General features: G+C 35.2%; 19 protein-coding genes, 1 tRNA gene and 1 pseudogene. 9 read left to right on the top strand and 12 right to left on the bottom strand.

Annotation, left to right across the window (positions count from 1 at the left end; genetic code table 11):
- Positions 1 to 20 precede the first annotated feature (20 nt).
- The 5 genes from FHP04_RS02470 to FHP04_RS02450 all read right to left on the bottom strand — a co-directional run bounded on the left by FHP04_RS02470 (position 21) and on the right by FHP04_RS02450 (position 6582).
- Complete coding sequence (locus FHP04_RS02470; RefSeq protein ID WP_139854246.1) at positions 21 to 1289, bottom strand: DUF2130 domain-containing protein; 1269 nt, start codon at positions 1287 to 1289, stop codon at positions 21 to 23.
- A gap of 63 nt (positions 1290 to 1352) precedes the next feature.
- A complete protein-coding gene (locus tag FHP04_RS02465; protein ID WP_139854245.1) occupies positions 1353 to 2519 on the bottom strand; it encodes a hypothetical protein in 1167 nt (388 codons plus the stop codon).
- A 3-nt stretch (positions 2520 to 2522) separates the two neighbouring features.
- On the bottom strand, positions 2523 to 5078 hold the full coding sequence (locus FHP04_RS02460) for an N-6 DNA methylase (protein WP_139854244.1): 2556 nt from the start codon (positions 5076 to 5078) through the stop codon (positions 2523 to 2525).
- A gap of 65 nt (positions 5079 to 5143) precedes the next feature.
- Positions 5144 to 6160, bottom strand: a complete 1017-nt coding sequence (locus FHP04_RS02455) for a helix-turn-helix transcriptional regulator (RefSeq protein WP_139854243.1) — start codon at positions 6158 to 6160, stop codon at positions 5144 to 5146.
- A gap of 340 nt (positions 6161 to 6500) precedes the next feature.
- A tRNA-Leu gene (locus tag FHP04_RS02450) sits at positions 6501 to 6582 on the bottom strand.
- A 268-nt stretch (positions 6583 to 6850) separates the two neighbouring features.
- On the opposite strand from FHP04_RS02450, the gene FHP04_RS02445 reads away from it, so the two are divergent.
- The 8 genes from FHP04_RS02445 (at position 6851) to FHP04_RS02410 (ending at position 14421) form a co-directional block, all read left to right on the top strand.
- Positions 6851 to 7789: a ribose-phosphate pyrophosphokinase gene (locus FHP04_RS02445; protein WP_139854242.1), complete on the top strand. Its 939-nt coding sequence runs from the start codon at positions 6851 to 6853 to the stop codon at positions 7787 to 7789.
- A 252-nt stretch (positions 7790 to 8041) separates the two neighbouring features.
- Positions 8042 to 8665 carry a 50S ribosomal protein L25/general stress protein Ctc gene (locus FHP04_RS02440; RefSeq protein ID WP_139854241.1) on the top strand — a complete coding sequence of 208 codons (624 nt, stop codon included), beginning with the start codon at positions 8042 to 8044 and terminating at the stop codon, positions 8663 to 8665.
- Between the two features lie 82 nt (positions 8666 to 8747).
- Entirely contained in the window at positions 8748 to 9383 is a 636-nt protein-coding gene (pth, locus tag FHP04_RS02435) for an aminoacyl-tRNA hydrolase (RefSeq protein WP_246051380.1), read from the top strand.
- 2 nt (positions 9384 to 9385) lie between these two features.
- Complete coding sequence (locus FHP04_RS02430; RefSeq protein ID WP_139854240.1) at positions 9386 to 10318, top strand: bifunctional riboflavin kinase/FAD synthetase; 933 nt, start codon at positions 9386 to 9388, stop codon at positions 10316 to 10318.
- Positions 10311 to 11645, top strand: coding sequence for an HTTM domain-containing protein (locus FHP04_RS02425; protein WP_139854239.1), 1335 nt, complete (start codon positions 10311 to 10313; stop codon positions 11643 to 11645). The genes FHP04_RS02430 and FHP04_RS02425 overlap by 8 nt, the downstream gene beginning before the upstream one ends.
- 156 nt (positions 11646 to 11801) lie before the next feature.
- Positions 11802 to 13073 (top strand): serine--tRNA ligase, encoded by a 1272-nt coding sequence (gene serS / locus FHP04_RS02420; protein ID WP_139854238.1) that lies wholly within the window; start codon positions 11802 to 11804, stop codon positions 13071 to 13073.
- Positions 13074 to 13202: 129 nt separating this feature from the next.
- On the top strand, positions 13203 to 13916 hold the full coding sequence (locus FHP04_RS02415; protein ID WP_139854237.1) for a 3'-5' exonuclease: 714 nt from the start codon (positions 13203 to 13205) through the stop codon (positions 13914 to 13916).
- An 88-nt stretch (positions 13917 to 14004) separates the two neighbouring features.
- Positions 14005 to 14421, top strand: a complete 417-nt coding sequence (locus tag FHP04_RS02410; RefSeq protein WP_139854236.1) for a hypothetical protein — start codon at positions 14005 to 14007, stop codon at positions 14419 to 14421.
- A 73-nt stretch (positions 14422 to 14494) separates the two neighbouring features.
- Here FHP04_RS02410 and FHP04_RS02405 read toward each other — a convergent pair whose 3' ends face one another.
- From FHP04_RS02405 to FHP04_RS02375, 7 genes and pseudogenes are all read right to left on the bottom strand, one after another.
- Entirely contained in the window at positions 14495 to 17545 is a 3051-nt protein-coding gene (locus FHP04_RS02405) for a M4 family metallopeptidase (RefSeq protein ID WP_139854235.1), read from the bottom strand.
- 285 nt (positions 17546 to 17830) lie between these two features.
- Positions 17831 to 18628, bottom strand: a complete 798-nt coding sequence (locus tag FHP04_RS02400) for a tryptophan-rich sensory protein (RefSeq protein WP_139854234.1) — start codon at positions 18626 to 18628, stop codon at positions 17831 to 17833.
- An 11-nt stretch (positions 18629 to 18639) separates the two neighbouring features.
- Positions 18640 to 19278, bottom strand: a complete 639-nt coding sequence (pdeM, locus tag FHP04_RS02395) for a ligase-associated DNA damage response endonuclease PdeM (protein ID WP_139854233.1) — start codon at positions 19276 to 19278, stop codon at positions 18640 to 18642.
- Positions 19275 to 21746 (bottom strand): ligase-associated DNA damage response DEXH box helicase, encoded by a 2472-nt coding sequence (locus FHP04_RS02390; RefSeq protein WP_139854232.1) that lies wholly within the window; start codon positions 21744 to 21746, stop codon positions 19275 to 19277. Before FHP04_RS02390 ends, pdeM begins: the two co-directional genes overlap by 4 nt.
- A gap of 110 nt (positions 21747 to 21856) precedes the next feature.
- Positions 21857 to 22195: pseudogene (locus FHP04_RS02385) on the bottom strand (endonuclease domain-containing protein).
- A 138-nt stretch (positions 22196 to 22333) separates the two neighbouring features.
- The gene (locus FHP04_RS02380) at positions 22334 to 23932 is read right to left on the bottom strand and encodes an ATP-dependent DNA ligase (protein ID WP_139854231.1); all 1599 of its coding nucleotides are present in this window, start codon (positions 23930 to 23932) and stop codon (positions 22334 to 22336) included.
- Entirely contained in the window at positions 23932 to 25002 is a 1071-nt protein-coding gene (locus tag FHP04_RS02375; protein ID WP_139854230.1) for a ligase-associated DNA damage response exonuclease, read from the bottom strand. Before FHP04_RS02375 ends, FHP04_RS02380 begins: the two co-directional genes overlap by 1 nt.
- Before the next feature lie 177 nt (positions 25003 to 25179).
- On the opposite strand from FHP04_RS02375, the gene FHP04_RS02370 reads away from it, so the two are divergent.
- Complete coding sequence (locus FHP04_RS02370) at positions 25180 to 25608, top strand: tellurite resistance TerB family protein (RefSeq protein WP_139854229.1); 429 nt, start codon at positions 25180 to 25182, stop codon at positions 25606 to 25608.
- Positions 25609 to 25611: the final 3 nt, after the last annotated feature.

The following is a 25611-nucleotide window of genomic DNA, read 5'->3' as shown; positions in this document are numbered from 1 at the left end:
TAATTTATCATTTTAAGAAGCTAATTCAACTCATCAAATTTCTGCTTCATAGTTGGGTTTCCATGTGTTAACTTCTTAATAGTTAAATCATCTGCTTTATTATTTGCCAAACGCAAATTGTTTTCAGATGATAACAAAGCATCTTTAGTTTTCTGTAGATGATTCATTGTTTTATCAATCTCATCAATTGCGGTTTTAAACTTACGACTCGCTAAATCGTAGTTTCTTGCGAAGCCAGTTTTAAAGTCGTTAATTTTTTCTTCAAAATTAGTAATGTCTACATTTTGGTTTCTCACAAGTTGTAATTCGGCCTTGTACTGTAAAGACTTCATTCCAGCATTTCTTAATAATGTAATGATAGGTATAAAAAACTGAGGACGCACTACATACATTTTCTCATACTTGTACGATACATCTACAATTCCGGTGTTATAGAGCTCATTATCTGTTTCTAATAAAGAAACTAACACAGCATATTCACAGCCTTTATCTCTACGATCTTTATCTAACTTGGCGAAGAAGTCTTCATTTTTCTTTTTGGAAGCTGTTAGGTCGTTTTCATTCTTCATTTCAAACATAATTGAAACGATTTCATTATCGTTTTCATCCAGCTCTTTGAAGATATAATCCCCTTTAGTCCCTTTAGACGCATCGTTATCTTTTTCGAAATAAGCCTTTTGAAATGCTGTTGCTCTTAGCTTGTTAAACTCTGTTTCACAATGTTGCTCTAAAGTCTCTCCTAGCATTTTAGTTGAAAGCTTTTGCTTATAGTCCTTAAGACGTTCAATTTCCTCGTTCTTTAGCTGTAATTCTTTTTCTTTGTGGTCTAAATCTCGTCTGAAGTCTTCCTTTAAAGATTTTTCCAGGTTCTCTTTTTCAGCTTCTTTAAGCTTAACATCGTTGATAAGCTGATCTTTTTGTTTTTCGAGATCATTTACAGCCTTTTGAAGCTCTATTTGTTTTTGCAGTTCTGCATTATCAATCTTCGACCGTAACTGCCTTATCACTTCTTGTTGCTTAGATACCTCATCTGCTAATTCTGATTTGCTTTTATGTTTTAAAGCTTCAATTTCACTCTGTTTTTCTGCCAACTGTTGCTGGAAAACTATTTTTAATTCAGACTCTTTTAACTGAAGAGCTGCTTGTTTTTGTTTATTGGCAGACTCCAAACGATTATTTAATTCGTCTTGAAACTGCTGGTCACGTACTTGTTTAACGATGTCTGTATATACACTATCATCTACTTTAAAGACTTCTTTACAATTAGGACATTTTACATTTGTATTCATGGCTTTAGTTATTTATGATTATAAAACAAATGTAAGTTTGAAGTGTGCAGGGTGACTGCAGAGTTATTCTACTAGTTTAATTTCATCTATATATGTTTTGGTTCCACAAGGACTTTGCTTAGTTGTAACTTGTATGTTTTGATTTTCTAGTAAAGCATATTTTAATATATTTTCAGGTATAATCGTTAAAGTGTTACCCCCATCTTCAGGTTGAAAGGTTCCGTAATTATTAGCCGCAATCCTAGAAATAATTCCTGGAATCCATTCATTAGAAGAAAAGGATTTTGACTGTACCATTTCCCATTTTAATTGGTTTAATGCTTTGTCAGAATTGTTGTCAATGAATGGTTTCATATAGTCTAAAAGCTCTAACATTGAAAAGCAAAGGGATTGGTATAAATATGTGTTTGATGTCTTACTTAAATAAGTATCCACTCCCAATTTATTACCTTCATCATGAGCTGCATCTTGAGTTAAACCTAATAAATGCCGTATCTTTTCTGCTATAACAGGGTTTATTAACTCTTGATGGTATGTATAATTATCATTTTTCCCAGCTAAAAAAATACTTGCTCCATTGATCTTCCCCATACCATTCTGAATTTCATCTGGAATTAAACCTAAATTGGTTAATTTTTTAAATAATGCTTCTAAAATTTTACGCATAGGAGACAAGGCGTCTTGTTGATTCGATATATTTTCCGGACTTTCTATATCTCTAACGACTTGAAGCACCCTTTTAAATTGTTTTACCCCCAAATATTTTTCCTCACAAATAGCAAATATGTTGTGGTATTTATGTTTTAACTGTGTGACTTCTTGTTGGTCGGCAGCCGTTTTTAAAGCTTTAAAAAGAGATTCATTATCTAGTGTCTTTAGAAATATTTGTTCGTCAGAAAGCAGATCTCTAATACTTGCGTGCTCCTTTTTATCTAGGTAAGCAGAGAAAATAAAATACGGGATTTTTTTAATATGGGATAAACTATTAATTTTTTTAATAGCCTTATTTAAACCGGAAAAACTGGTCTTTTCATCCTCTGATTCGTCATATCCTTTTGCGTCTAAAATTACAGCATCATAATATTCAATATTTAAGTGTAATTCTTCTATACCTAATTTCGCTGTTTTAAACGATGTTAGGTTTATTCCTTCAAAACGACTCGCATATTCTGAAAAAGCCTCTTGATCATCTGCTTGATCATCTATCCATAACACCTCGTACTTCTTCATGTTTTATAATGTTTCAAGTTTAAAATGAAATTTAAAGCCAACGGGAAATTCACTTTCAGGCTCGTCGATAACTTCTAATTTACAATTAAAATGCTTAGCGATTTCCGCTACTTTCCATAGGCCAATACCTGTACCTCCAGTAATTCCCGCCTTCTCTCCTTTAACATGTATTTTATTCGCAATACCCTTAGAAAAGGGCTTGCCATTATTCGTGAAATTAATTACCAAAAACCTATCGATATACGAAATGGTTATTCTAAAATTGTAAACCTTACTTTTATTAATAAACCCATGACTAATGGCATTTTCTAATAAATTATTATAGATTTCTTCAAAATCATTTTTAGATATACTAATAAGGGGCTCAGCACCTCCAAATGTTTCCTTCTCCACAATAATTTCTATCGAAAATAAATCATTTTGAACCCCTCTTTCTTTGCACACATTCAAGTATTCTATAGGGTTAAAAATCTCTGCATTATCATGTGATATTTCATTAGTAATATTATCTACATAATAAATGACTTTTTCTAAACTTTCTTGTAGGCGAAAAAATCTCTTTTGCACCGTAACTCCTCGTTTAGCATCAATTACTTCATCAGCTCTTAAAACCCCATTACTCACCTCCATCATTTTAGACAATATATCAACAGATGTCTTTACGTTATTAAGATGCTGTAATATATTATGTTTTTTAGAGCCCAAATCATCAAATTGTGCCTCCTTAAGCTTCGTAATCTCATTTTCAAAGCCTAATTCTCTAGTTACTTTTTGAAAACGAATTTCACGTTCTTTCTCAAATATTTCCTTTTGTTCTTCTTTTGAATTGGGTATTACAACCTTAACCTTTAATAAGTCTTTACGAGTTATCATAAGAATACCCGCGCCCCTTCTAAAGCTCTCTAATTGTGCTTGAACGTACTCCTTATGTAATTCGGCTATTAGGTAATCCAACAGCACTAAATTAGTGTCAACTTTAAATAAATATATCCCATTGCTAGAAAATGCTAGTTTATGATTGCTAAATTTATAATACGTAGGTTTTATTTTATCGCCGAGTCTAGATATTAAAAGGACATTTTCTGGAAGGAGGTGATATCCTTTTCTTGCTTTGCCTTTTTCCAACACATCAGGATCTAATAAGTAAGAATCTATATTTGAAGACAGGTCCTTTATACTAATTTGTCTATAAATTTCTTTATGATCTAATCTAGAAGGTCTAACAACATCTAAAACATGACTTAATTTAACCGCCTTACTTAAGTCTATGTCACTAAGTTCTGGAAGACGTATAAATTCTGTTGGGGCTAATGAATACTCATTTTCAGCTATTTCATTTAATTGAACTGAATTTGAAAAGCCAATGATATTAGTTTTCTCAATGCCACCATCTTGCCAGCCTTTGAATAGGGAAACTATTTTATCAATATCTTCATTACTTAGTTCGCGCTGAGCTCTATTCAGCATTTGGCCTAAATTTGACGCATCAATAAAGAGCACCTCCTTTCCTCTAGGTTTATTCTTATTTAACACCCAAATACTTACCGGAATGCTCGTATTTGTGAGTAACTGGGAAGGCAGGGTAATTATAGCTTCAACAACATTAGCTTCAATAATCTTCTTTCTAATTTCCCTATCCATTCCACCTGAAGTTAGGGAGTTATTATTAAGTAATATTGCAGCTTTTCCATTTTTATTTAAATGATAGATAGCGTGTTGTATCCAAGCTAAGTTTGCGTTTGATCTTGGAGGTAAACCAAATTTGAATCTAGGATCCTCTGAATTAATTTCATCAACTTTTGTTCTTAGACTTAAAGGTGGGCTCATCAACACAAAATCTGCTTTTAAATCTGGGAATACATCTTTAGACAAGGTGCTAAATGGTTGACTAAATTGAATAGATATGTCATCATTAAATGCAATGTATAATTTAGCTATTGCCAAGGCTGTGGCGTTAATATCTTGACCGTAAAACTGAAAGCTACCGTTGGGATATAATTGGCTTATATTTTGGAAAAAACCACCAGTACCACATGCGGAGTCCAATACGGAACCTTTTTTTGGATTTAATAGTTCAATCATTAATTTTGACACTGAGAAAGGAGTAATACTATCCCCTCCAACTTTACCTTGATTTTTGGCAAAATTTATAAGCAAACTTGAAAAAAGACTTGTAAAACTTATTTTATTTGCTGAATATGCAAAGTTTGATAACTCTTTTACTATATCACTTATAAACTTAAAGTCACTTTTATTATTAAATTTATAACTAAAGTCAAATGCACTAAAGGTGTTATTTAGTATAGGGTTTTCATATTCTAAGGCATGTAACGCATTCATTATATTATTAAAAATATCTGGAGTGCCAATTGCAGCATAAAGGTTATCCCATTGTGCTTTTTCAGGAACAACTATGGGAGAATAATCATTAGCTAAAGCCCTGTCATTTGAATACTTTAAAAATACAAGAGAAAGATACAGCTCTCTTAAATCACGAATATCTCTATACCCCCTTACACTATCTAAAGCTCCCCAAAATTTATTCTCTATACTACTCATCCAAACAAAATTTAAAATTACATTGCAAATAAATGATCTTTATGTGCAATGTGTCTGCATAGTTTTTATTCATAATATTCAAGTAATGCTTTTGAGTGTTCAATCATTAACAACTTTAAACTTTCTGGCTCTAATACTTGCACATCTTTTCCATACGACAATAACTGCTGTACTAATTCTCGATTGATTATCGTATCAAACCAAACTTGATCTTGTTTTTCTTCTTCAAAAAATTCTTCAAAATCTGGATGGAACGGTTTCGTTTTAAAATAATCTTCTCGTCCATTTTGAAATCGTAAAACCACCCTCTCTATTTCTGCTCCATCTGGTCTTACAATACCTACCATAGTTCTGAAAAATGTATCCCAATCTGTACTCGATTCGATATACTCTAAATCCTCAATGACTTTAAATTCGATAAGTCTTTCATCTAATGGAACACTCCATTCCTTAATACCTTTCGAACTATTTAGTCCAAATACAAACCACCTTCTATTATATTGTTTTAGTAAATGTGGATGAAATATAAAAATCCTAGATTCTAGATCTTTAAACCCTTTATATGTGATTTGAAGAACCTCCTTTTTCTTAATCGCTAAATAAAGGGGTTTCAGATATTGAATACCTTTATATTCTTCATTATGATCATAAAATAGAATTTTGGAGGATTCAGTTTCTGGATCTTCTTCATCCTGAAATTTAATTAAAGCTTCAGCTAGTTTATCGTACTTCGGATGATTTTCAAAACGACTTAATAACTGTTGAGAGGCATCAATTAAATATTGTTCGTATTCCAATAGTGGACGCTGAGCAATTGAGAATTTTGGATCTGAATAAACATAAGCCTCATTTCTTTTGGTGCCTTCCACTTTTAATGGTGCTCCAAAACCGTTTTTTGTATCCCGAAATAAAGCGATATCATTCCTTAAAGTTCGGACCGAAACCCCTTCTCCCGGATACAATTCAGCAATTTTTTCGTTAACTTCTTCTAGTAACTCGTCGAAACGTAAAGGGCTTTCCCTACGACGGAAGCATTTATCTAGAATATTATATCTATAATGGGCGTGTTTACTATTGGACATTAGTTGTAGATTAAAGACGACTTTTCAAATATAACTTATCCATTATTTGCATGCCATCTTTGAGAGCTAGATTATATGGTTTCTCTAGTTTAAAGATAACGCTGGGGAGATTTAGCTAGTCTTCATTCGAAAAACAGATCGAATATAAAATTAAATTTATTTGGTTAAAACTATATATTTAAGATTGGATAATTCTGTAAGTTTTCAGATCCAATATTTATAGCTTTAATTCTTGTGGAAAATGGCTTTTATTGCATTTAAGACCCAATTTTTTGTTGCTATTTTGTTACCGATAAAATAAAAAAACCCTGCTAATCAATAGATTAACAGGGTTTATCAGTACTCGAGGCGGGAATCGAACCCGCACGTCTTGCGACATTGGATTTTGAATCCAACGCGTCTACCAATTCCGCCACTCGAGCAATTGGGGATGCAAAAATAAGTAAATAATTACAAAATATTCATTATTTATTCGGCGTATTTAAAATAAAATTTCTGCTTTAATTTACTACACTTCAATGCAAAATTCACCGGCAAGCTTATATTTCTCATTTTAAACAAACTTTAGTTCTTCTCAGCACATTATTTTGAGTGAATCTGAATTGATTTATTTTGTTTCGATAAAGGGTAAATTATCAAAGTGACTATCGATTAATTTTTACCTTTGCACCAAAACCAATAATCTGCCTTATGCCAAATATTGCTCCAACCCCGAAAATTTTTGCCTGTAAACAAAGTGAAGAACTTGGAAAAAAAATCGCCGATGCTTTTGGTATCCCACTAGGAAAAGTGATTACTTCTCATTATTCAGATGGAGAATTTCAACCTTCTTTTGAGGAATCTGTACGTGGAAGCCGAGTGTTCTTAATTGGATCAACCTTTCCAAATAGCGACCATTTAATGGAGCTATTATTAATGATAGATGCTGCAAAACGCGCTTCTGCTAGACATATTACTGCCGTTTTACCTTATTTTGGGTGGGCACGACAAGATAGAAAAGACAAACCTCGTGTTCCTATTGCTGCAAAACTTGTAGCTAAAATGCTTGAAACTGCTGGTGCAACTCGAATTATCACAATGGACCTGCACGCAGATCAAATTCAAGGATTTTTTGAAAAACCTGTAGATCACCTTTTTGCTTCAACTATATTCCTACCGTATTTAAGAAGTTTAGAGCTAGATAATCTTACAATTGCATCTCCAGATATGGGAGGCTCAAAAAGAGCTTATGCATATTCTAAGTTTTTAGAAAGCGATGTAGTTATTTGCTACAAACAACGCGAAAAAGCCAATGTGATTTCTTACATGGAATTAATTGGCGATGTAAAAGGAAAGAATGTAGTGCTTGTTGACGATATGGTAGATACTGCTGGAACCCTAACTGCAGCTGCAGACCTTATGATGGAGCGCGGCGCACTAAGTGTTAGAGCTGTATGTACTCACCCACTACTTTCAGGAAACGCATACGAACGAATTGAAAAATCTCAAATGTTAGAATTAATCGTTTCAGATTCAATTCCTACAAAACCTCATAGCAAAATACGCGTGATTAGCTGTGCAAATCTTTTTGCAGATGTTATGTTAAGCGTTAATGCTAATAAATCAATTAGCAGTAAATTTTTAATGTAGCCTCAGTAAGATTCCGAGGTTTTATAAGTTAAGATTTCAGCCTATAACGCTTTATAAAATTGAAAAATAGAGGGTCAACAACGAGAATAACCCTCTAGCCATCAAGGATTTTACCTTAATTTCCATTAGTTTAGGATCTTACTTCAAAAAATCCTAATTCCTAAATCGGAAATCCAAAATAAACCATATCTTTGCACTCCCTAAAAAACAGCTTTTTAGGGAGTTTTTATTAATAAACAAATTTCAAAAGAAATGAAATCTATTACAATTAAAGGATCAAAAAGAGAAAGCGTGGGCAAAAAGGCAACTAAAGCCCTACGTAATGCTGGAATGGTTCCTTGCGTAGTTTACGGAGGGGAAGAACCAATTAGTTTTTCAGCAGAAGAAATTGCATTTAAAAACTTGGTTTACACTCCAGACGTACACACGGTTGTAATCGACCTAGGAGGCGAAACAGTTAAAGCTATCCTTCAGGATATCCAATTTCACCCTGTGACAGACCGTATTCTTCACATCGATTTTTACCAAATCTTCGATGATAAAGAAGTTACTATGGAAATTCCAGTTCGTACAACAGGAAACTCTCGTGGTGTTCGTAGTGGTGGTACTTTACGTATTGTTACTCGTAAATTAAGAGTGAAAGCTTTACCAGAAAATCTTCCAGATTTTATTGAAGCAGACATTACTGATATGCGTATTGGTAACAAAATGTACACTAAGTCTCTTAAAACAGATAATTACAAAATCATGCACCCAGACAACACAGTTATCTGTCAAGTTAGAACATCTCGTACTGCAATTGCTGACGTTGATGAAGACGAAACTGAAGATGGTGCAGAAGCTACTGAAGCTGAAGAAGCTCCAGCCGAAGCATAAGTTAATCTTATTAAAGATAAGTGAGAAGCATCCTGTTAATTCAGGGTGCTTTTTTTATTTTTACCGAAGAATTTAAAAAAAGATGTTTTCTATTATTAAAAAGTTCTTTTCAACTAAAGAACATAATACTATTTCAGAAGAAACAGATCCTATGAAAAAATTCCTTATTGTAGGCCTAGGAAATATTGGTCCAAAATATGCAAATACTCGTCATAATATCGGGTTTAAATTACTCGATTTTTATGCAGATAAAAACTCACTTACTTGGGAAACAGCAAAATTGGGAGATATTACTTCACATAAAGTAAAGGGACGAACATTTATTTTTCTGAAACCTAGCACTTTTATGAATCTTAGCGGAAAAGCTGTAAATTACTGGCTTGATAAAGAAAAAATTCCCTTAGAAAATATGCTGGTAATTACCGACGACCTAAATTTAGCTTTCGGTACAATTCGCATTAAAACGAAAGGTAGCGATGGAGGACATAATGGATTAAAAGACATCCAAAACACCCTACAAACAACCAATTACAACCGTTTCCGATTCGGAATTAGCGATGCATTCTCGAAAGGAAAACAAATAGACTACGTCTTAGGGGAATGGGATGAAGAAGAAAACAAATCACTCCCTGAACGACTAGAAGTAGGTTGCAATGCAATTGAGTCTTTTGCGCTTGCTGGAATGAATATAACTATGAATGCCTTTAACGGAAAATAATTTTGAAGAAATACACCTCTGCTTCAACTTTTAAGAGCGACCGCCATAGCGTGGTAACAATTGGCACTTTTGATGGTGTTCATATCGGGCATTCGGCTATCCTAAAACGATTGGTCGAAACTGCCAAAAAAGAAGATTTAGACTCGGTTGTTCTTACATTTTTTCCGCATCCCCGAATGGTACTTCAGCAACATTCAGAAATAAGTTTGTTAAATACAATTGATGAACGCGCTCAATTACTTGAAAAAACAGGACTTGAACATTTGGTAATCCATCAATTTACCCATGCGTTTTCACGTTTAACTGCCTTAGAGTACGTTAGAGATATTTTGGTTAACGGACTGAAAGCCAAAAAAATAATCATAGGATACGATCATCGTTTCGGAAGAAATAGAACAGCAAATATTGAAAACCTAAAAGAATTTGGATTAACTTATGGTTTTGAAGTTGAAGAGATTTCTGCAAAAGAATTAGATGATGTAACCATCAGCTCTACAAAAATCAGAAATGCTTTAAATGCAGGAGATATTGAAACTGCCAACAGCTATTTAGGATATAATTATATGCTTACTGGTGAAATTGAAAAAGGCAAAGCTCTAGGTCGAACCATAAATTACCCTACAGCCAACCTTAAATTAAAAGAGAAATATAAACTCATCCCTAAAAATGGAGTTTATGTAGTAGCGTCTATAATTGAAGGCAAAAAAATATTTGGAATAACCAGTATTGGCACAAATCCTACGGTTGGTGGGAAAAAAAGAACGATAGAAACACATTTCTTAAACTTCAACAAAGACTTATACGGGAAGGAAATTACTATCGAATTTTTAAAACACATTCGAGACGAAGAAACTTTCGATTCAATTGAAGAATTAAGGCAAGAGATAGAAATAGACGAAAAAAAAGCAATTCAATTTTTAAATCAACGTGAATAAACTCCTGTTCAAACAAATAGACAATATTAGTCTTGTTCTATTTAGAGCAGTGTTTGGCTTTTTAATTACAGTTGAGGCTTTTGGCGCGATTGCTACAGGTTGGGTTCGCCGGACTTTGGTAGAGCCTCCATTTACTTTCAACTTTATAGGTTTCGATTTTCTGCAATACCTGCAAGGAGACTTTATGTACTTCTACTTCTTTGTAATGGGTGTTTTCGGAATTGGTGTAATGCTTGGGTACAAATACCGATTGAGTATGTTGGCTTACGCCATTATGTGGACTGCTGTGTATTTAATGCAAAAGTCTAATTACAATAACCATTACTATTTAATGATGTTGTTGTGTTGGATTATGGCTTTTCTGCCAGCAAACCGATGGTTTTCAATAGATGCAGAAAGAAATCCTTCCCTCAAGTCCCCTTCAATGCCTCGCTGGGTATTATTAGTGCTAATTTTACAAGTTTGGATAGTTTACACTTTCGCTTCTGTTGCAAAGTTTTATCCCGATTGGCTTGACGCTTCAATGGCTTCGCTTTTAATGAATAGTAAAAGTGATTATTGGCTCATTGGCGACTTTTTACAGCAAAACTGGGTACATTGGGCAATTACGTACACCGGTATATTATTCGATTTGCTTATCGTTCCATTAATGCTTTGGAAACGTACACGGTTATTAGGATTTGCAATATCTGTGTTTTTTCATCTATTTAATTCTATCGTTTTTCAGATTGGAATTTTCCCTTATATGTCGATTTCCTTTGCTTTGTTTTTCTTCTCAAAGGAAATCCTTCAGAGAGTATTTCTTCCGAATAAAAAACTATATACTGCCAACGAGGTGATTATTCCTAATAAAAAACATCTGATAGTTGGTGTATTTTCTATTTATTTCCTATTTCAGCTTGGGCTTCCATTGCGTCATTGGTTTTTTAAAGACGATGTACTTTGGACAGAAGAAGGGCACCGTTTAAGCTGGAGAATGATGTTACGCTCAAAAGGTGGAATGCTGAAGGTATATGTAAAAGACAAAGAAAATGGAAAAAGAGAGCTTTATGACCATCAAAGCCTTTTAGGGCTTAAGCAACAAGCTTCAGTTACCACAAAACCTGATATCATGTGGCAGTTAGCTCATAAGATTAAACAAGTTGAAGCCGAAAAAGGAAGAGACGTAGCGGTTTATCTTGATGCTAAAGTGCGAGTGAATTATGGCCCGTTTCACCAATTTACAGACCCAAGTATCGACATTGCAGCTGAAAAATGGCTTCCATTTAAGCATAGTGAATGGATTTTACCTTCTCCCGAAGAATTTACTAAACGCAAAACTCCTTAGGTTATTTAGCTATTGAAATCTTACATTAGCAAGTGAAGCTTTTATTTCCATTCTAAATCACAGTTAATTCTTCATTTTTATAAATAAAGACCACAAAGCATTTGAAAACCTTTTGAGTCTGTTGTAACTTAGCCAATTCAAAATATATTATAGAATATGCTACAAGTAACCGACATTCGCGAAAACAAAGAAAAGTATATCCAAGCACTTGCTAAACGTGGCATTGATGCTACTTCAACATTAGAAGATGTATTGACTTATGATGAAGAACGCCGTGCTACACAAGCGCAGTTAGATGATGTTTTGGCACAGAGCAATTCCTATTCTAAAGAAATTGGAAAACTTTTTCAAAGCGGAGAAGTTCATAAAGCAAATGAGTTAAAAGAAAAAACAGTTGCTTTAAAAGAATCGTCTAAGCAATTGAATGAGAAAATGCTTGTTGCAGCCGAAAAGTTGCAAGAGTTATTATTTACGCTTCCAAATATTCCAAACGATTTGGTTCCCGCTGGAACTGATGAAAATGACAATGAAGAGATTTTCAAAGAAGGTGAGGTTCCAACCCTTCATGAAGGTGCCTTACCACATTGGGAGCTGGCAAAAAAATACGATTTAATAGACTTCGAACTTGGCGTTAAAGTAACTGGAGCAGGCTTCCCTGTGTATAAAGGAAAAGGCGCTCGTTTACAACGTGCTCTTATTACATACTTCCTTGATAAGAACACTAAAGCTGGTTACACCGAATACCAAGTACCACTTTTAGTAAATGAGGCATCTGGGTACGGAACTGGGCAATTACCAGACAAAGAAGGGCAAATGTATCACGTAGGGGTTGATGACCTTTATTTAATTCCTACATCTGAAGTTCCAATTACGAATCTCTTTAGAGGAGATTTATTAAACAATTCAGATTTACCGATTACTTGTACTAGTTACACCCCTTGTTTCCGAAGAGAAGCTGGAAGTTATGGCGCTCACGTTCGCGGACTAAATCGCTTACACCAATTTGACAAGGTAGAGCTTGTACGCGTTGAACATCCAGATAATTCTTATAAGGCTTTAGATGGTATGGTAGAACACGTACAAGATATTCTTCGCGAACTAAAATTACCTTATAGAATCCTTAGATTATGTGGTGGTGACTTAGGTTTCACTTCTGCCCTTACCTATGATTTTGAAGTGTTTTCAACGGCACAAGATAGATGGTTGGAGATCTCTTCAGTATCAAACTTTGAAACATTCCAAGCGAATAGATTAAAGCTTCGATTTAAAGATTCTGATGGCAAAAACAAACTTGTACACACATTAAATGGAAGCTCTTTAGCCCTTCCTCGCGTATTGGCAGGAATTCTTGAAAACTACCAAACAGAGAATGGAATTAAAATTCCAGAAGTTTTAGTTCCTTATTGTGGGTTTGATATTATTGACTAAAAGATTTCAACAATCTAATTTATAAGTGTAGCTGCGATAAGTAAATGTATCGCAGCTACATTTGTTTTATGGTGAAAGATTTTAATTTTTTGTAGCTTTAATGAAGCATTAGAGATAAACCTCAGCATTATGATAAAGCGCATTAATTTAGAAAACATCCTGTTTTTGGATATCGAAACCGTACCTCAGCATCAATATTATGATGAGCTTGATGATACTACAAAATCACTGTGGGATCTTAAAAGCAAGTATCAACGAAAAGATGAAATATCAGCCGAAGAGTTTTATGATCGAGCAGGCATTTGGGCTGAATTTGGTAAAATAGTCTGTATTTCTGTTGGATATTTTGTGCTTAAAGGTGATGCTAGAAACTTTCGAGTTACTAGTTTTCACGGGGATGAAGTAAAGATTTTAAAAGACTTTAAAAATCTTCTAGACACACATTTCAACAAACCTAATCATCTACTTTGTGCTCATAATGGAAAAGAATTCGATTTCCCTTATATTGCTAGACGAATGATAATTAACGGAATTGAAATTCCATATAAACTTGACCTTTTCGGGAAAAAACCTTGGGAAGTTCCTCACCTAGATACGCTAGAACTATGGAAGTTTGGGGATTATAAAACTTTTACTTCCCTTAAATTAATGACGCACGTACTGGGAATACCTTCACCCAAAGATGACATCGACGGCAGCCAAGTGGGTAGTGTATATTATGAAGAAAAAGACATTGACAGAATAATCGTTTACTGCGAAAAAGATACTATTGCAGTCGCTCAAATTTTTTTAAGACTCAGAAATGAAGAGATTTTAACTAAGGATGAAATACTCTCCGTATAGCTTTAAAATTTGATCTGTAATCTACTACGAGTAATTCTATGTAATTTTTTGTAGTTTTAGCGGTCATAAATTAAACAAGAAGAGAAGTATGTTATTTTCAAAAATTAAATCAAAATCATTTCTAACCTTATTCGCTGCTTCAGCATTATTATTCGTTTCTTGTAATGATAAAGAAACTAAGACTGAGAGCACAACACAAACTCCACAAGAAGTTACACTTGAACAAAAAAAGCAAGCTTTACAGAATGTAGCTCCAACCCAAACTCAGGGATCAACAAATTCAAGTGGGAATTTAGCTGTTAATCCACCTCACGGACAACCGGGGCATGATTGTACAATTCCTGTTGGCGCACCTTTAAATGGCACTGGATCTAGTACTATAAAAGCTAAGCCAATGAACACAAACACTACAAGCCCTATTCAGGCATCTGGTGAAGGAAAAATAAACCCTCCTCACGGACAACCAGGTCATAGATGTGATATACAAGTGGGAGCTCCACTATAAGTTTTAAAAGACATAAAAAATAAGAGGCCCGATTCAAATTTGAACCGGGCCTCTTTGCTAATGAAAAAAATACTTACTCTTTAACGAATCGCTTCATCATTTTTGAGTCTTCGGTGTTTATCTCTAACATATAAACTCCGTTTTGTAAGGAAGAAACATCTAAGTTTTCAGTAAATGCTCCCTTACCTACTACTTGCCCCATAACATTATAGATTACATAATCTTTACCTACTGCATCTAATAACGCAATGTTTAGATAGTGTTTAGCTGGGTTTGGATATAGCGTTATATTAGATGAAACAGAGTCACCCCCATTAAATCCTTGCGGTGCAACACCATTCGCTCCAATTACAACAGTATAATCTTCTACCTCGCCATAACTAAATGTTTCACAAGCAGTTTGTGAGCTATTGTATTTCATAGAAACACGCATTCTTGTTGGTCCTGCAAGAGCTGTAGACGGCACATTAAAAGTTCCGCTTAACGTTCCGCTACTTCTAGACGAACCGCTAACAGCAAGTTCATTAGAATCGAAAGTTCCATTCTGGTTGTAATCAATCCAAACTTTCCAATATTCAGTATAACCTCTACCAGAGAACCCTGCACTTATTTGAATTGTATTTGAGCCATAAGGTACATTTGCAGACATATTCGTATTGTCTTTATAACCACCATCATTTCCTGACGGATTGTTTAAGTTATTTAGTTTAACAAGATCAATCCACTCATAATTAGAGTTGTTTCCTTTAGAATTACAATATTCTACAGTACCATTAGAAAGCGTTGTAACATTTACAGTATTACTATAACCAGAGTTATTTCCAGCAGCATCGAATGCACGTACTTTAAACGAATAAGCCGTAGCTGGTGATAATCCAGTAATATTTGCTGAAGTTCCAGTTACTGTACCTAAACTTGAGCTACCTTGAAAAACTTCGTATCCTGTAACACCCACATTATCCGTAGATGCACTCCAAGAAAGTGAAAGTGTAGTTTGCGCAACATTTGAAGTTGCTAAGCTAGTAGGTGCTGTTGGAGCTTGTGTATCTGGGCCAGCTGAACCTAAATTAATTGTATAATCTTCAACTTCACCGTAGCTAAATGTTTCACAAGATGTTGGTATTCCGTTGTACTTCATAGAAACACGCATTCTAGTTTCGCCTCCTACAGTTCCAGAAGGCACAGTAAATGTTCCGCTATTAGGTGTGTTTTTTGAAGCTGCCTTAGACCAAACAAGTTCTCCTGCATCGTTAAAATCCTTATCTCCATTATAATCAATCCAAACAGCATAACCTTCATTGTATGTAGTTCCCGTCCAAGTTGGTGTAACAGTAATAGTGTAAGTTGACCCTTCTTGTAAGTTAGTAGAGATGCTTGTAAAATCTGAGTATTTCTGAGCTCCAGAGGCATTGTCAATAGTGTTTAATTGAACTCTGCTGATATACTCATCATTTACATTATTTCCTTGTGAAGCACAGTAGTCGCTGCCACCTCCGCCGCCACCGCCGTAAGCTGCGCCAACTCCAACTGCATACCACGCATTTGTAGTTGCAATTTCTTCTGCACTTCCAGCGCCATAAAGATCTTTCGCCGCTTGGATTGCTCCGTTTCTAGCGTCGCTATATTGCGAGTTAGAATTTAGATAAACAGTAAGGTTTCTGTATGCAATTGCTGCTGCCTTATCCATTCCAATTCCTGTAACGTTATAGCTGTCTCCTTTATCATTTGTACCGCTTTTACCTACGCTCAACACGTAAAACCAAAAGTTCTGTACTCCAGAGTTTATATGCACTCCTCCGTTATCACTTGATGCTGTATGCCAATAGGTTCCTTGAAAGGTATCAGGATCATTAAAAGCATTAGGATTACTCATAGAGCGCAAGGCTCCACCGCTTCCACCTGCTCCTATATCGTCTCCCATCAACCAATCGTTTGTTCCTGAAGCATATTTTTCAATAGACTCTCCAAAAATATCTGAAAACGATTCATTTAAAGCTCCAGATTGGTAGCTATAAACAAGGTTCGCTGAATATTCTGTAACACCGTGAGTAATTTCGTGACCGCAAATATCTAATGAAACTGATGGTCCATAATTTACACCATCTCCATCGCCGTATGTCATTCGGCTACCATCCCAAAAAGCATTCACATAATTACTAGAATAGCTTACATAAGATTTTATAATTGCACCTGCATTGTTATATGAATTTCTTCCATGCTTTTGATTGAAATAATTCCAAGTGCTTTCGGCTCCCCAATGTGCTTGCACACCAGTAGCATTGCCAGTAAAGTTTGTAGAATTGCTGGTTACATCTGAAGCATTGTTATAATTGGTGCCATTATTTAAATCAAAAGTTTGAATACCTCCACCACTGGTTGTTTGACGCAAACGGTAAGGTCCAGATGCGTTATCTGCAGTAAAAGACACATTGCCATTGTAAAGACTAGTTCCTGTTGCAGGTACGTTTGCATGGTGAATTCGCTTGTTTTCCATTATAAATTGACCTGTTTTAGCGTCTATATAAACATCTGCTCTATATAGAGGAGCCGTTGCGTAAATGTCGAATTTATAGGCTAAGCGATTTGCGTTGTTAATATTTTCAAGAGCTGGTAAAATCACCAATTCTCCTGTAGGTTTCGAATAATTAGATAAAGCTGCTTCAGTTGGATTCTGCCACATATAGGAGCTAGCACCCACATGACTCATTGCTCTAGATAAAGCTTGATTATTGCTAATTGACGGGCTAGTGTTTAAGTCATCTTCTATAGGAAAATAAGCAGAGCTTAATGTTTGAACCTTACCATTTTTACTACTTAATGTTACCGTTGCAAATTCAACTTTTATACCCTTGTGGTATTGTTGCATCTTTTTATGAGTAAAACCTAAATGATCTTGCTCTTGTCTTAGTATAGTAAAGGAAGTTTGTGGGGAGGGATTTAAAACATCCTTAAAAATTGTAGTTGAATTTTGAAGGGAATACGAATGAGAAGCATCGAATACTACTAGTCCTTGTTGTTGATTATTGCTTTTCTTTATATCATCTTTTTCTTGCGCGGAAACATGTCCAGGTAGGAAAAGTAATGATAAGGACATTGAAAAAACAATTTTGTAAATGTTTTTCATGATTACTTTGATTTAGTGAATAATTCAGTTAATGTTTGATTTATCTATACAAAATAAAACTAAAATTCACTTAAATAAAAGATATAAAACAATTATTTTAACAAATAAAATATCGTTTGATTAATAAAAATCATAAAAGTCAATAAAATCAGCATTTATCAAAGGGAGCGAATTAAAACTTTAACATAATTAGCAATGTTTTAATTGATTTATTTTAAACATCGCAATATAAAAGACACATTAATAATTTAAATTTTAAAATATTCATCCTTTTACAAATTAAAATCAACTCTTTAAATATTCTTTACACTTATTAACTGGACTCGTTTCACGGTTTTTAAATGCGTGATAGCCACTACTTATAAATAGTATTACCCCCACTAATAAAGACACATAAACAACAATTTTATTTTCATCCCAATTTGCAACAGCTATAGCAACTAAGGCCCAAGTTCCAACCAAAGCAAACTCACGCATATTTCTTTTCCAGGTAACTATTAAATTTATTATTCCCGCAATAACAATCATTATAACCGTCCAAGTAACTTCACTTATTCCCCATCCATTCCAGTTTATAGTTTTTAAATAAGCAGCAACATTTACGACACCTGCAATTGTAACCCATCCACTATAAAACACAAATGGCCACCAAACAAATGCAATTACAGAAATTGGAGCATCCCAAAGTTCCATTCGGTTATTCATTACGATTTTCAAAATTGAAAAGAGAAGTATAAAAATTGCAATTACTGAATAACCTATATATCCGTAAATCCATAAGGTAATCCACAAACAATTGGCGAGACACGATATTACAAACCACCAACCTGTATCCAATATAAATTGATCATCTCTCACTTTAGTGAAAAGACTTCTACATTGATAAACCACAAAGCCCAACAACATTAAATAAATAATCCCCCAAATTGAAAAGGCATAGCCTGCAGGCGTTAAAAGGGAATTAATATTATTCGACACCTCTCCTACTGTAGTTCCATTCATTTTTCCAGTATTGGCGAAATAATTAATAAAAACAGTAGCTACGAAAGCTATGATATTAGCGATTTGTAAAGTCTTTTTCATAATTATTTTAGTTAACGTGATACACAAATTACTTCTCCCTCTACTATTACAAACACCTCATCATTACTAGAAGGTGTTAATATATATTTCCCTGTGAAGTTTCCGAATGCCGGCAAAATAAGCTGATTTTTAGTTTTATAAAAACAAGGGAGTTTCACAAATTGTCTCCCCATACCTTTCATTCTTATCCCTGGATGTACGTGACCACAAAAATTAAAACCTTTATCAGTTTCAGAGGGATGGTGGGTTAAATGAAAATCGTTCAATACTAATTCATCTATAACCTCTACTCCCAAATTCTCGTATAAATATTGAGGAATAACATCGTGATTCCCTGAAACTAAAATCACTTTTGCCTTGCAATATTCTACCCATTTTTCAAATTCCCTCCACTCCTTATTCAATGTACTATGAAACAAATCGCCCAGGAAACAAACTGTATTCGGCTCAAAATGATTTACAACCTCTGTGAGTGTCTCAAAGTTTTTATAAGCAGCACTTGCCGGAATAGCCGCGCCATATTTTCTAAAATGAAGCACCTTCCCCAAATGCACATCTGCGATAAGCAACATTTTATTGGTCACCCAATAAATAGCACCACTTGGGTGTAATTGAAAAATATTATTATTTATTTCGATAGTTTCAATCATTTCTCTAGTTGCAAAGTCATTCTTTTAATTCTATCAGCCAGTTTTTCTGAAGATAGCTTTTCTCGGAGTCTATCTGTAATTATCGGAAAGCTAAACGGAGTCGCTTTTTCGCATTGTTTCCAAACTATTTCTTGGGAGTTAATACGTTCTAAAGCTTTCCGCAATCGACCTTCTTCCAGTTGATGTTCAAAGGTTTCACGATAAGCTTGAAGATATAATAAATTATCCGGTTCATAATCTCTAAACACATCAAATAACAACTGACTATTACTTTGCAGATGTTTTGTTTTAACCGCTTTATTCGGGTAGCCTTGAAAAACCATTCCGCTTATAACCGCAATATCACGAAACTTTCGACGAGCCAATTCCGTGGAATTTAAACTTTTGTAGAGATCGTCGTAGAGATATTCATCTGTAAAAAGATTGTTATCTAATATAGTCTGAATATCTAAAAACTGGTCGCTCAACAGTTCAAACCCATAATCATTGTAAGCCAATGAAAAGGTTATGGGAGACAACAAGCTTATTCGATAAGCTAGTAAACTACTCATTGCTTCGTGTACAAATCGTCCTTCAAAGGGATAAAAAAGCGAGTGGTAACCTTCACGAGTTTTAAACGTTTCTATCAAAAATTCATTTTCACCCGGGACTATACTTTCACGCTCTTGTCTTTCAAAAATGTGACCTAAGGCCTTTAATTCAGGTATGCTTTGTTTACGATTTGCTTCAGGCAAGCGAGCGCTCTGCATTTCTTCTCGAAGAATCTTACTCATCTGTGAGGAAAGCGGTAGACGGCCACCCATAAAACTCACAATATTATTGGTGCGTTTATTACTTCTACGTACTTGTGCCTGCATTTGCCTAATACGAACCAACTCTAAGGTTCTCCCCGCAAAAACAAAAGTGTCTCCAGGTTTCATTTTACTAATAAACCACTCCTCTATTGTTCCGATAAACCCTCCCGAAACATACTTTACAAGCATCATAGAGTCACTTACTATTGTTCCAATACTAAGGCGATGCATCATTGCTATTCGTCGGCTCTCTACTTTAAAAAGCCCTTCGGGAGTAACTTCCACTTTTTTGTATTCGTCGTAGGCTTGTAAACTTTGAGTTCCTACTGTTATAAAATTAAGACACCAATTCCACTGCTCCTCTGTAATTCCTTGAAAACAAAACGTTTTTTTTATTTCTGAGTAAATATCTTTAGGAAAAAATCCATCACTTACAGCAAGGGTAACTAAATACTGAATTAAAACGTCAAAACTTAGTAAATATGGAGTCCTGTCTTCCACAACCTCATCTTTAACCGCTTTTTTCAGCGCCGATGCTTCTAAAAGTTCAAGTGCGTGAGTAGGAAGAAAATATATTACCGAAGGTTCTCCTGGTCGGTGGTTACTTCTCCCGGCACGTTGAAGAAATTTGGCTATCCCTTTGGGGCCACCAATTTGAATAACGGTTTCCACAGGTGCAAAATCTACTCCCAAGTCTAAACTAGAGGTAGCAACTACCGCTAGTAGCGATTCATTGCGTATCGCTTGTTCTACCCAAAGACGGGTATCTTTTCCAATACTACCGTGATGCATGGCGATTTCACCAGCAAATTCTGGATGTTTTTCTAATAATTTCTGAAACCAAATTTCACATTGTCTACGGGTGTTTGTAAAAATTATCGTGGTTTTACTGCTTTTAATGATAGGAACAATTTCTTCTAATAGGTGTAAACCCAAATGTCCGCTCCAAGGAAAAGTTTCCATCTTTTTAGGAATTATAGAACGGACCTGAATTTTAGATTTTTCTTTTGCTTTAATCAATACTGAGTTCTTTCTGAAATCAGAATCCATTCCCAACAAGACATCTTGTGCCTCTTCTAAATTTCCGATAGTTGCAGAAATCCCCCAAATTCTCAAGTTTGGCGAAACAGTTTTCAACCTAGAAAGTGCGAGCTCCATTTGCACTCCACGCTTACTACCTAAAAGCTCGTGCCATTCGTCTACCACCACAGCAGTGAGCGTTTTAAACGTTTTTTCGTAGCCTTTTGAAGCTAATAGGAGCATTAAACTCTCAGGAGTAGTAATTAATAAATCTGGCATCTGGCGTTTTTGCTTTGCACGTTCACTTTGTGAGGTGTCGCCAGTTCTAATTCCAACAGTCATCCCAGTACCTAAATCATCAGCAAATTGTTGTGCTGATTGTTGAATTTCTACTGAAAGCGCGCGTAATGGCGTAATCCAAATAGCTTTAATTCCTTTGGTGTGTTTCGTTTTATAATCTGGATTTTCTTTTAAATACTGAAGCACTATAGGAACCCATAAGGCATAAGTTTTTCCGCTTCCAGTGGGAGCGTTTAACAACCCGTGTTTCCCGTCCAAAAAAGCCTTCCAAGTTTGTTTTTGGAATGGGAATGGGGTCCAGGATTTGGATTGGAACCATGAGGTTGTTAATGATATGAGTTGCTTGTTATTCAAATTATTTAGTTTGTTAGTAATTAGGCTTCAACCACCCCGTCAGCAAAGCTGACACCCCTCCTTGGAAAGGAGGGGAACCTTATTTGGTTTAAAAGCAAAGCTTTTATAGGTTACTCTTTAATTTTAAAATGGTCCGATATTTCCTTCAAAACAGATGATAAAAAGTCGAAAACCATTTTATTTTCAAAACGTATAACTGTAAACCCTAAATTCTCCAAATCTATTTCTCGTTTTCTATCATATTCATCGGCTGTATTATTTAAATGAATTTGACCGTCAAGCTCCACAATAAGTTTTTCTTAAGAACAATAAAAATCAACTATATAATGCTCGATACTATGTTGCCTTCTAAATTTTCTGCCATAGAGTTTAGAGCCTTTTAGATGATTCCATAAATAAGCTTCAGCTGAGGTTGAATTATTTCGCAAATCTTTGCGGTAGACCTCCATTTCTTTAAGATTATGAATTTGCTTTTTCATAGCTTCAATTTAATCAAAATATCGCTTCAATCACCCCTTCAGCAAAGCTGACACTCCTATTTGAAAATGAGAGAGATCTTGCTTTGTTTAAAGCATAGCTTTGATGGATTACTTCGGAATTAAGGCTTTTAAATCATCTAGCGTATTAGCTTCTTCTATGCGTTTATCTTTTCGCCATCTTAAAATTCTTGGAAAACGTGTTGCAACTCCGCTTTTATGGCGGCTGCTTTCTGCTATTCCTTCAAAGGCAATTTCAAAAACGTGATGAGGAGTTACACTTCTTACTGGGCCAAAACGTTCCAAGGTATTTCGTTTAATCCACGCGTCCACTTGTCTAAATTCTGCATCTGTTAACCCTGAGTAGGCTTTAGCAAAAGTCACTAACTCACCTTCATGCCAAAGTCCGAATGTGTAATCGGTATACAAATTAGCTCTACGCCCATGCCCACGCATGGCATAAGTTAAAACAGCATCAATAGTAAAAGGATCTATTTTCCACTTCCACCAATCGCCTTTTTTTCTCCCGACTAAATACGGGGAATCCTTTCGTTTTAGCATTAGACCTTCGCTGCGCTTTTCTCGTGATAACTCTCGTTCTGCCGTAGCTTCTTCCCAAGTATTAAAAGTCATAGTTTCACTTAAATATATTCCATTTTCTAAACTGTCAATTCCTTGAATGAGATTATCTAGAATTTTTCTTCGTTCTAAAAAAGGCATCTGCCGTATATCTTCTCCATTCCATTCCAATAAATCATAAGCATTCAAAATCACTGGGGTTTTCTCTAAGAGCGCTTTGGATAAATTTTTCCGTCCAATTCTCGTTTGTAGCGCGTTAAAATTTCCAATTTCGCCATTTCCAAAAGGTAGAATTTCACCATCAATTACAGTTCCATTGGGAATTACTGAGAGAAACTTTTGAAACTCAGGATATTTATCGGTTACTAATTCCTCTCCTCTGGACCAAACAAAAACCTCGTCATTCCTTATGATTACCTGACTTCTAATGCCATCCCATTTATGTTCAAAACTCCAGTCGGAAATCGACCCTAAATCTTCTTGAAAATTATCTTCAACTGCATAAGCCAAGTAAAAAGGGTAAGGTTTGCTTAGGTAATCCTCCTCGTTGTGTTCTAAAATTAACTTTTTGAAAGTGGTTTTCTGTGGCGTCCAATCTCCCATTAGCTTATAAGCGAGAATATCTTCGTCAATTTCTGTAGCCTTTGAAAGCGCCCTTGTCATCAACTTCTGGCTCACACCTATCCTAAAGCTTCCGGTAATGATTTTATTAAAAACGAAACGTTCAAAATAATTTAATGCAAGCCAATTTTCGTGTAAATATTTCTTCTTTTCCTCTTCAGGAAGCGTTCGAAGCTCTATAATTTCAAGTATAAATTGCGATAAGGACTTTGTTGTTTCCTCTGTTTGTGCTTTACTAGGTAAAATAAGAGCGATTGTTTCGGCAAGGTCGCCAACTATATGATAACTTTCTTCAAAAAGCCAAAGTGGAATTCCACTAATTTCTGTAGCCCATATTCGCAATAATGAAGTATTTACAGGTCGTTTTGGCCGTCGATGTGATAATATTGCAATTGTCCATAACTTATCCTCATCATTCGCCATTTGAAAATAAGCCGTAAGCGCCGCCACCTTTTCAGTAGTTTTATTGGTGCTATCTAGTTTTTTTATGAGTCGGGCGAAATCTTTCATTATTCGTCTTCATTAAATTTGGCTTGTGTAGTACCACTGAGCGAAGGCGAAATGTCATCCTCTTCTTTTTTCAGGGTTTCGCTACCCTCCTCTTCGTATTGCGTTTTTTCGGTACGTGCATCTAGTCCCATTTCTTCACGTAGATAACGAGAGAAAATTTCGGTATAACCATGGGTGGCAATTACTTTTTCGGCAGCTGTTTCTTTTACTGTAGTAAGCAGTCCGTCCCAATCTGCGTGGTCGCTTAGCACAAACCCTCTATCTATTGCTCTTCGTCTTCTCGCGCCTCTAAATGTCATCCATCCACTAGCACTAGCAGTAACAAAAGGCACCATTTTTCTAATCCAAGTTCCGCCGTGCGCACTTGGAGGAGCTAAGACTATATTTCCTAATAGGTCTTCCTTTTTAGTATCTCGGGTAACTCGAGTTGTTTGGTGAAAATCATAATTCTCTCGTAAAACTTGAGTCATATTTTCTATGGCTCCGTGGGTGTAGATTTTTCCAATATTTGGGTCTAGATGCTTAAGTAGGCGTTGTGCTTTCCCTAAAGAATATCCGAAGAGAACAGAAGTTTTATTTTCAGCCCTATTTGCCACCCACCAATTATTGATATCGGAAAAAACTTCCTCTTGGGGAGTCCATTTAAAAGCGGGAATTCCAAATGTACACTCGGTAATAAATGTATTGCACTTTACAAGTTCAAAAGGTTCGGCTATGCCATCATTTTCAGTTTTAAAATCTCCTGTAAACACCCATACTTCGCCTTTGTACTCCACCCTCACTTGTGAAGATGCTACAATATGCCCTGCAGGATGAAGTGAAAATTTAACGCCATTTATTGTAAAAGATTCGTTCCATTCTTTTCCAGAAACTACAATTTCACCCAATCGGTGTTTAATAATTGGAACGTTATTTTTATGAGTGATATATTTTTTGTGTCCCCAACGACTATGATCTGCATGACCGTGGGTAATAATACACTTATCCACAGGTTTCCAAGCATCTATATACACATCTGCTTGTTGACAATAAATGCCTTTTTCATTAAAAACTAATAGCGGTTGGTACACTTTCTTATTTTTATATCTCTTTAAAATTAAAGAAAGTCTAAGCCGATGGGCTCTCAATTAAGAAAAGTTTATATCAATGCAATAAAATAATACCGACAGCTATAAAATAGATTGCTTTGCTTTTGTCGTAAATTTCATTTACAAGTTTTATATTTGTAGGATATTTAAAACCAAATTATGTCATTTACAGATTTATTTGAGAGCGGGGAGCATTCCCGAAATTTAGGCCATTTTGCTTCAATAGTTAATATGGCTGCGGTTGATGGTGAAATCAACATTGAGGAAGAGAAAATGCTTAAGCGATTGGCGCGTAAATTAGATATTGTAGAATCTGAATATGCCGAAATCATAAAGAATCCTTTAAAATATCCTATAAACCCTCCTAACTCGGCTGAAAGACGTTTAGAGCGTATGCACGATTTGTTTCAAATTATTTTTGCAGACAATGTAATTGACGATCACGAGCGTTTCTTAATTGAAAAATACGCTATCGGACTTGGGTACACTACAGAACTTGCAAGAGATTTGATTAAAAGATCTATCGCAATTTACTCTGGAGGATTAAGCCTGGAAGATTACAGATACTTATTAAATAGAAAAGACTAAGTT

The sequence above is a fragment of the Aequorivita sinensis genome (genome assembly GCF_006346335.1).
Taxonomy (GTDB): domain Bacteria; phylum Bacteroidota; class Bacteroidia; order Flavobacteriales; family Flavobacteriaceae; genus Aequorivita; species Aequorivita sinensis.
The sequence above is the reverse complement of the archived record's forward strand: the minus strand, read 5'-3'. Positions and strand labels throughout refer to the sequence as shown.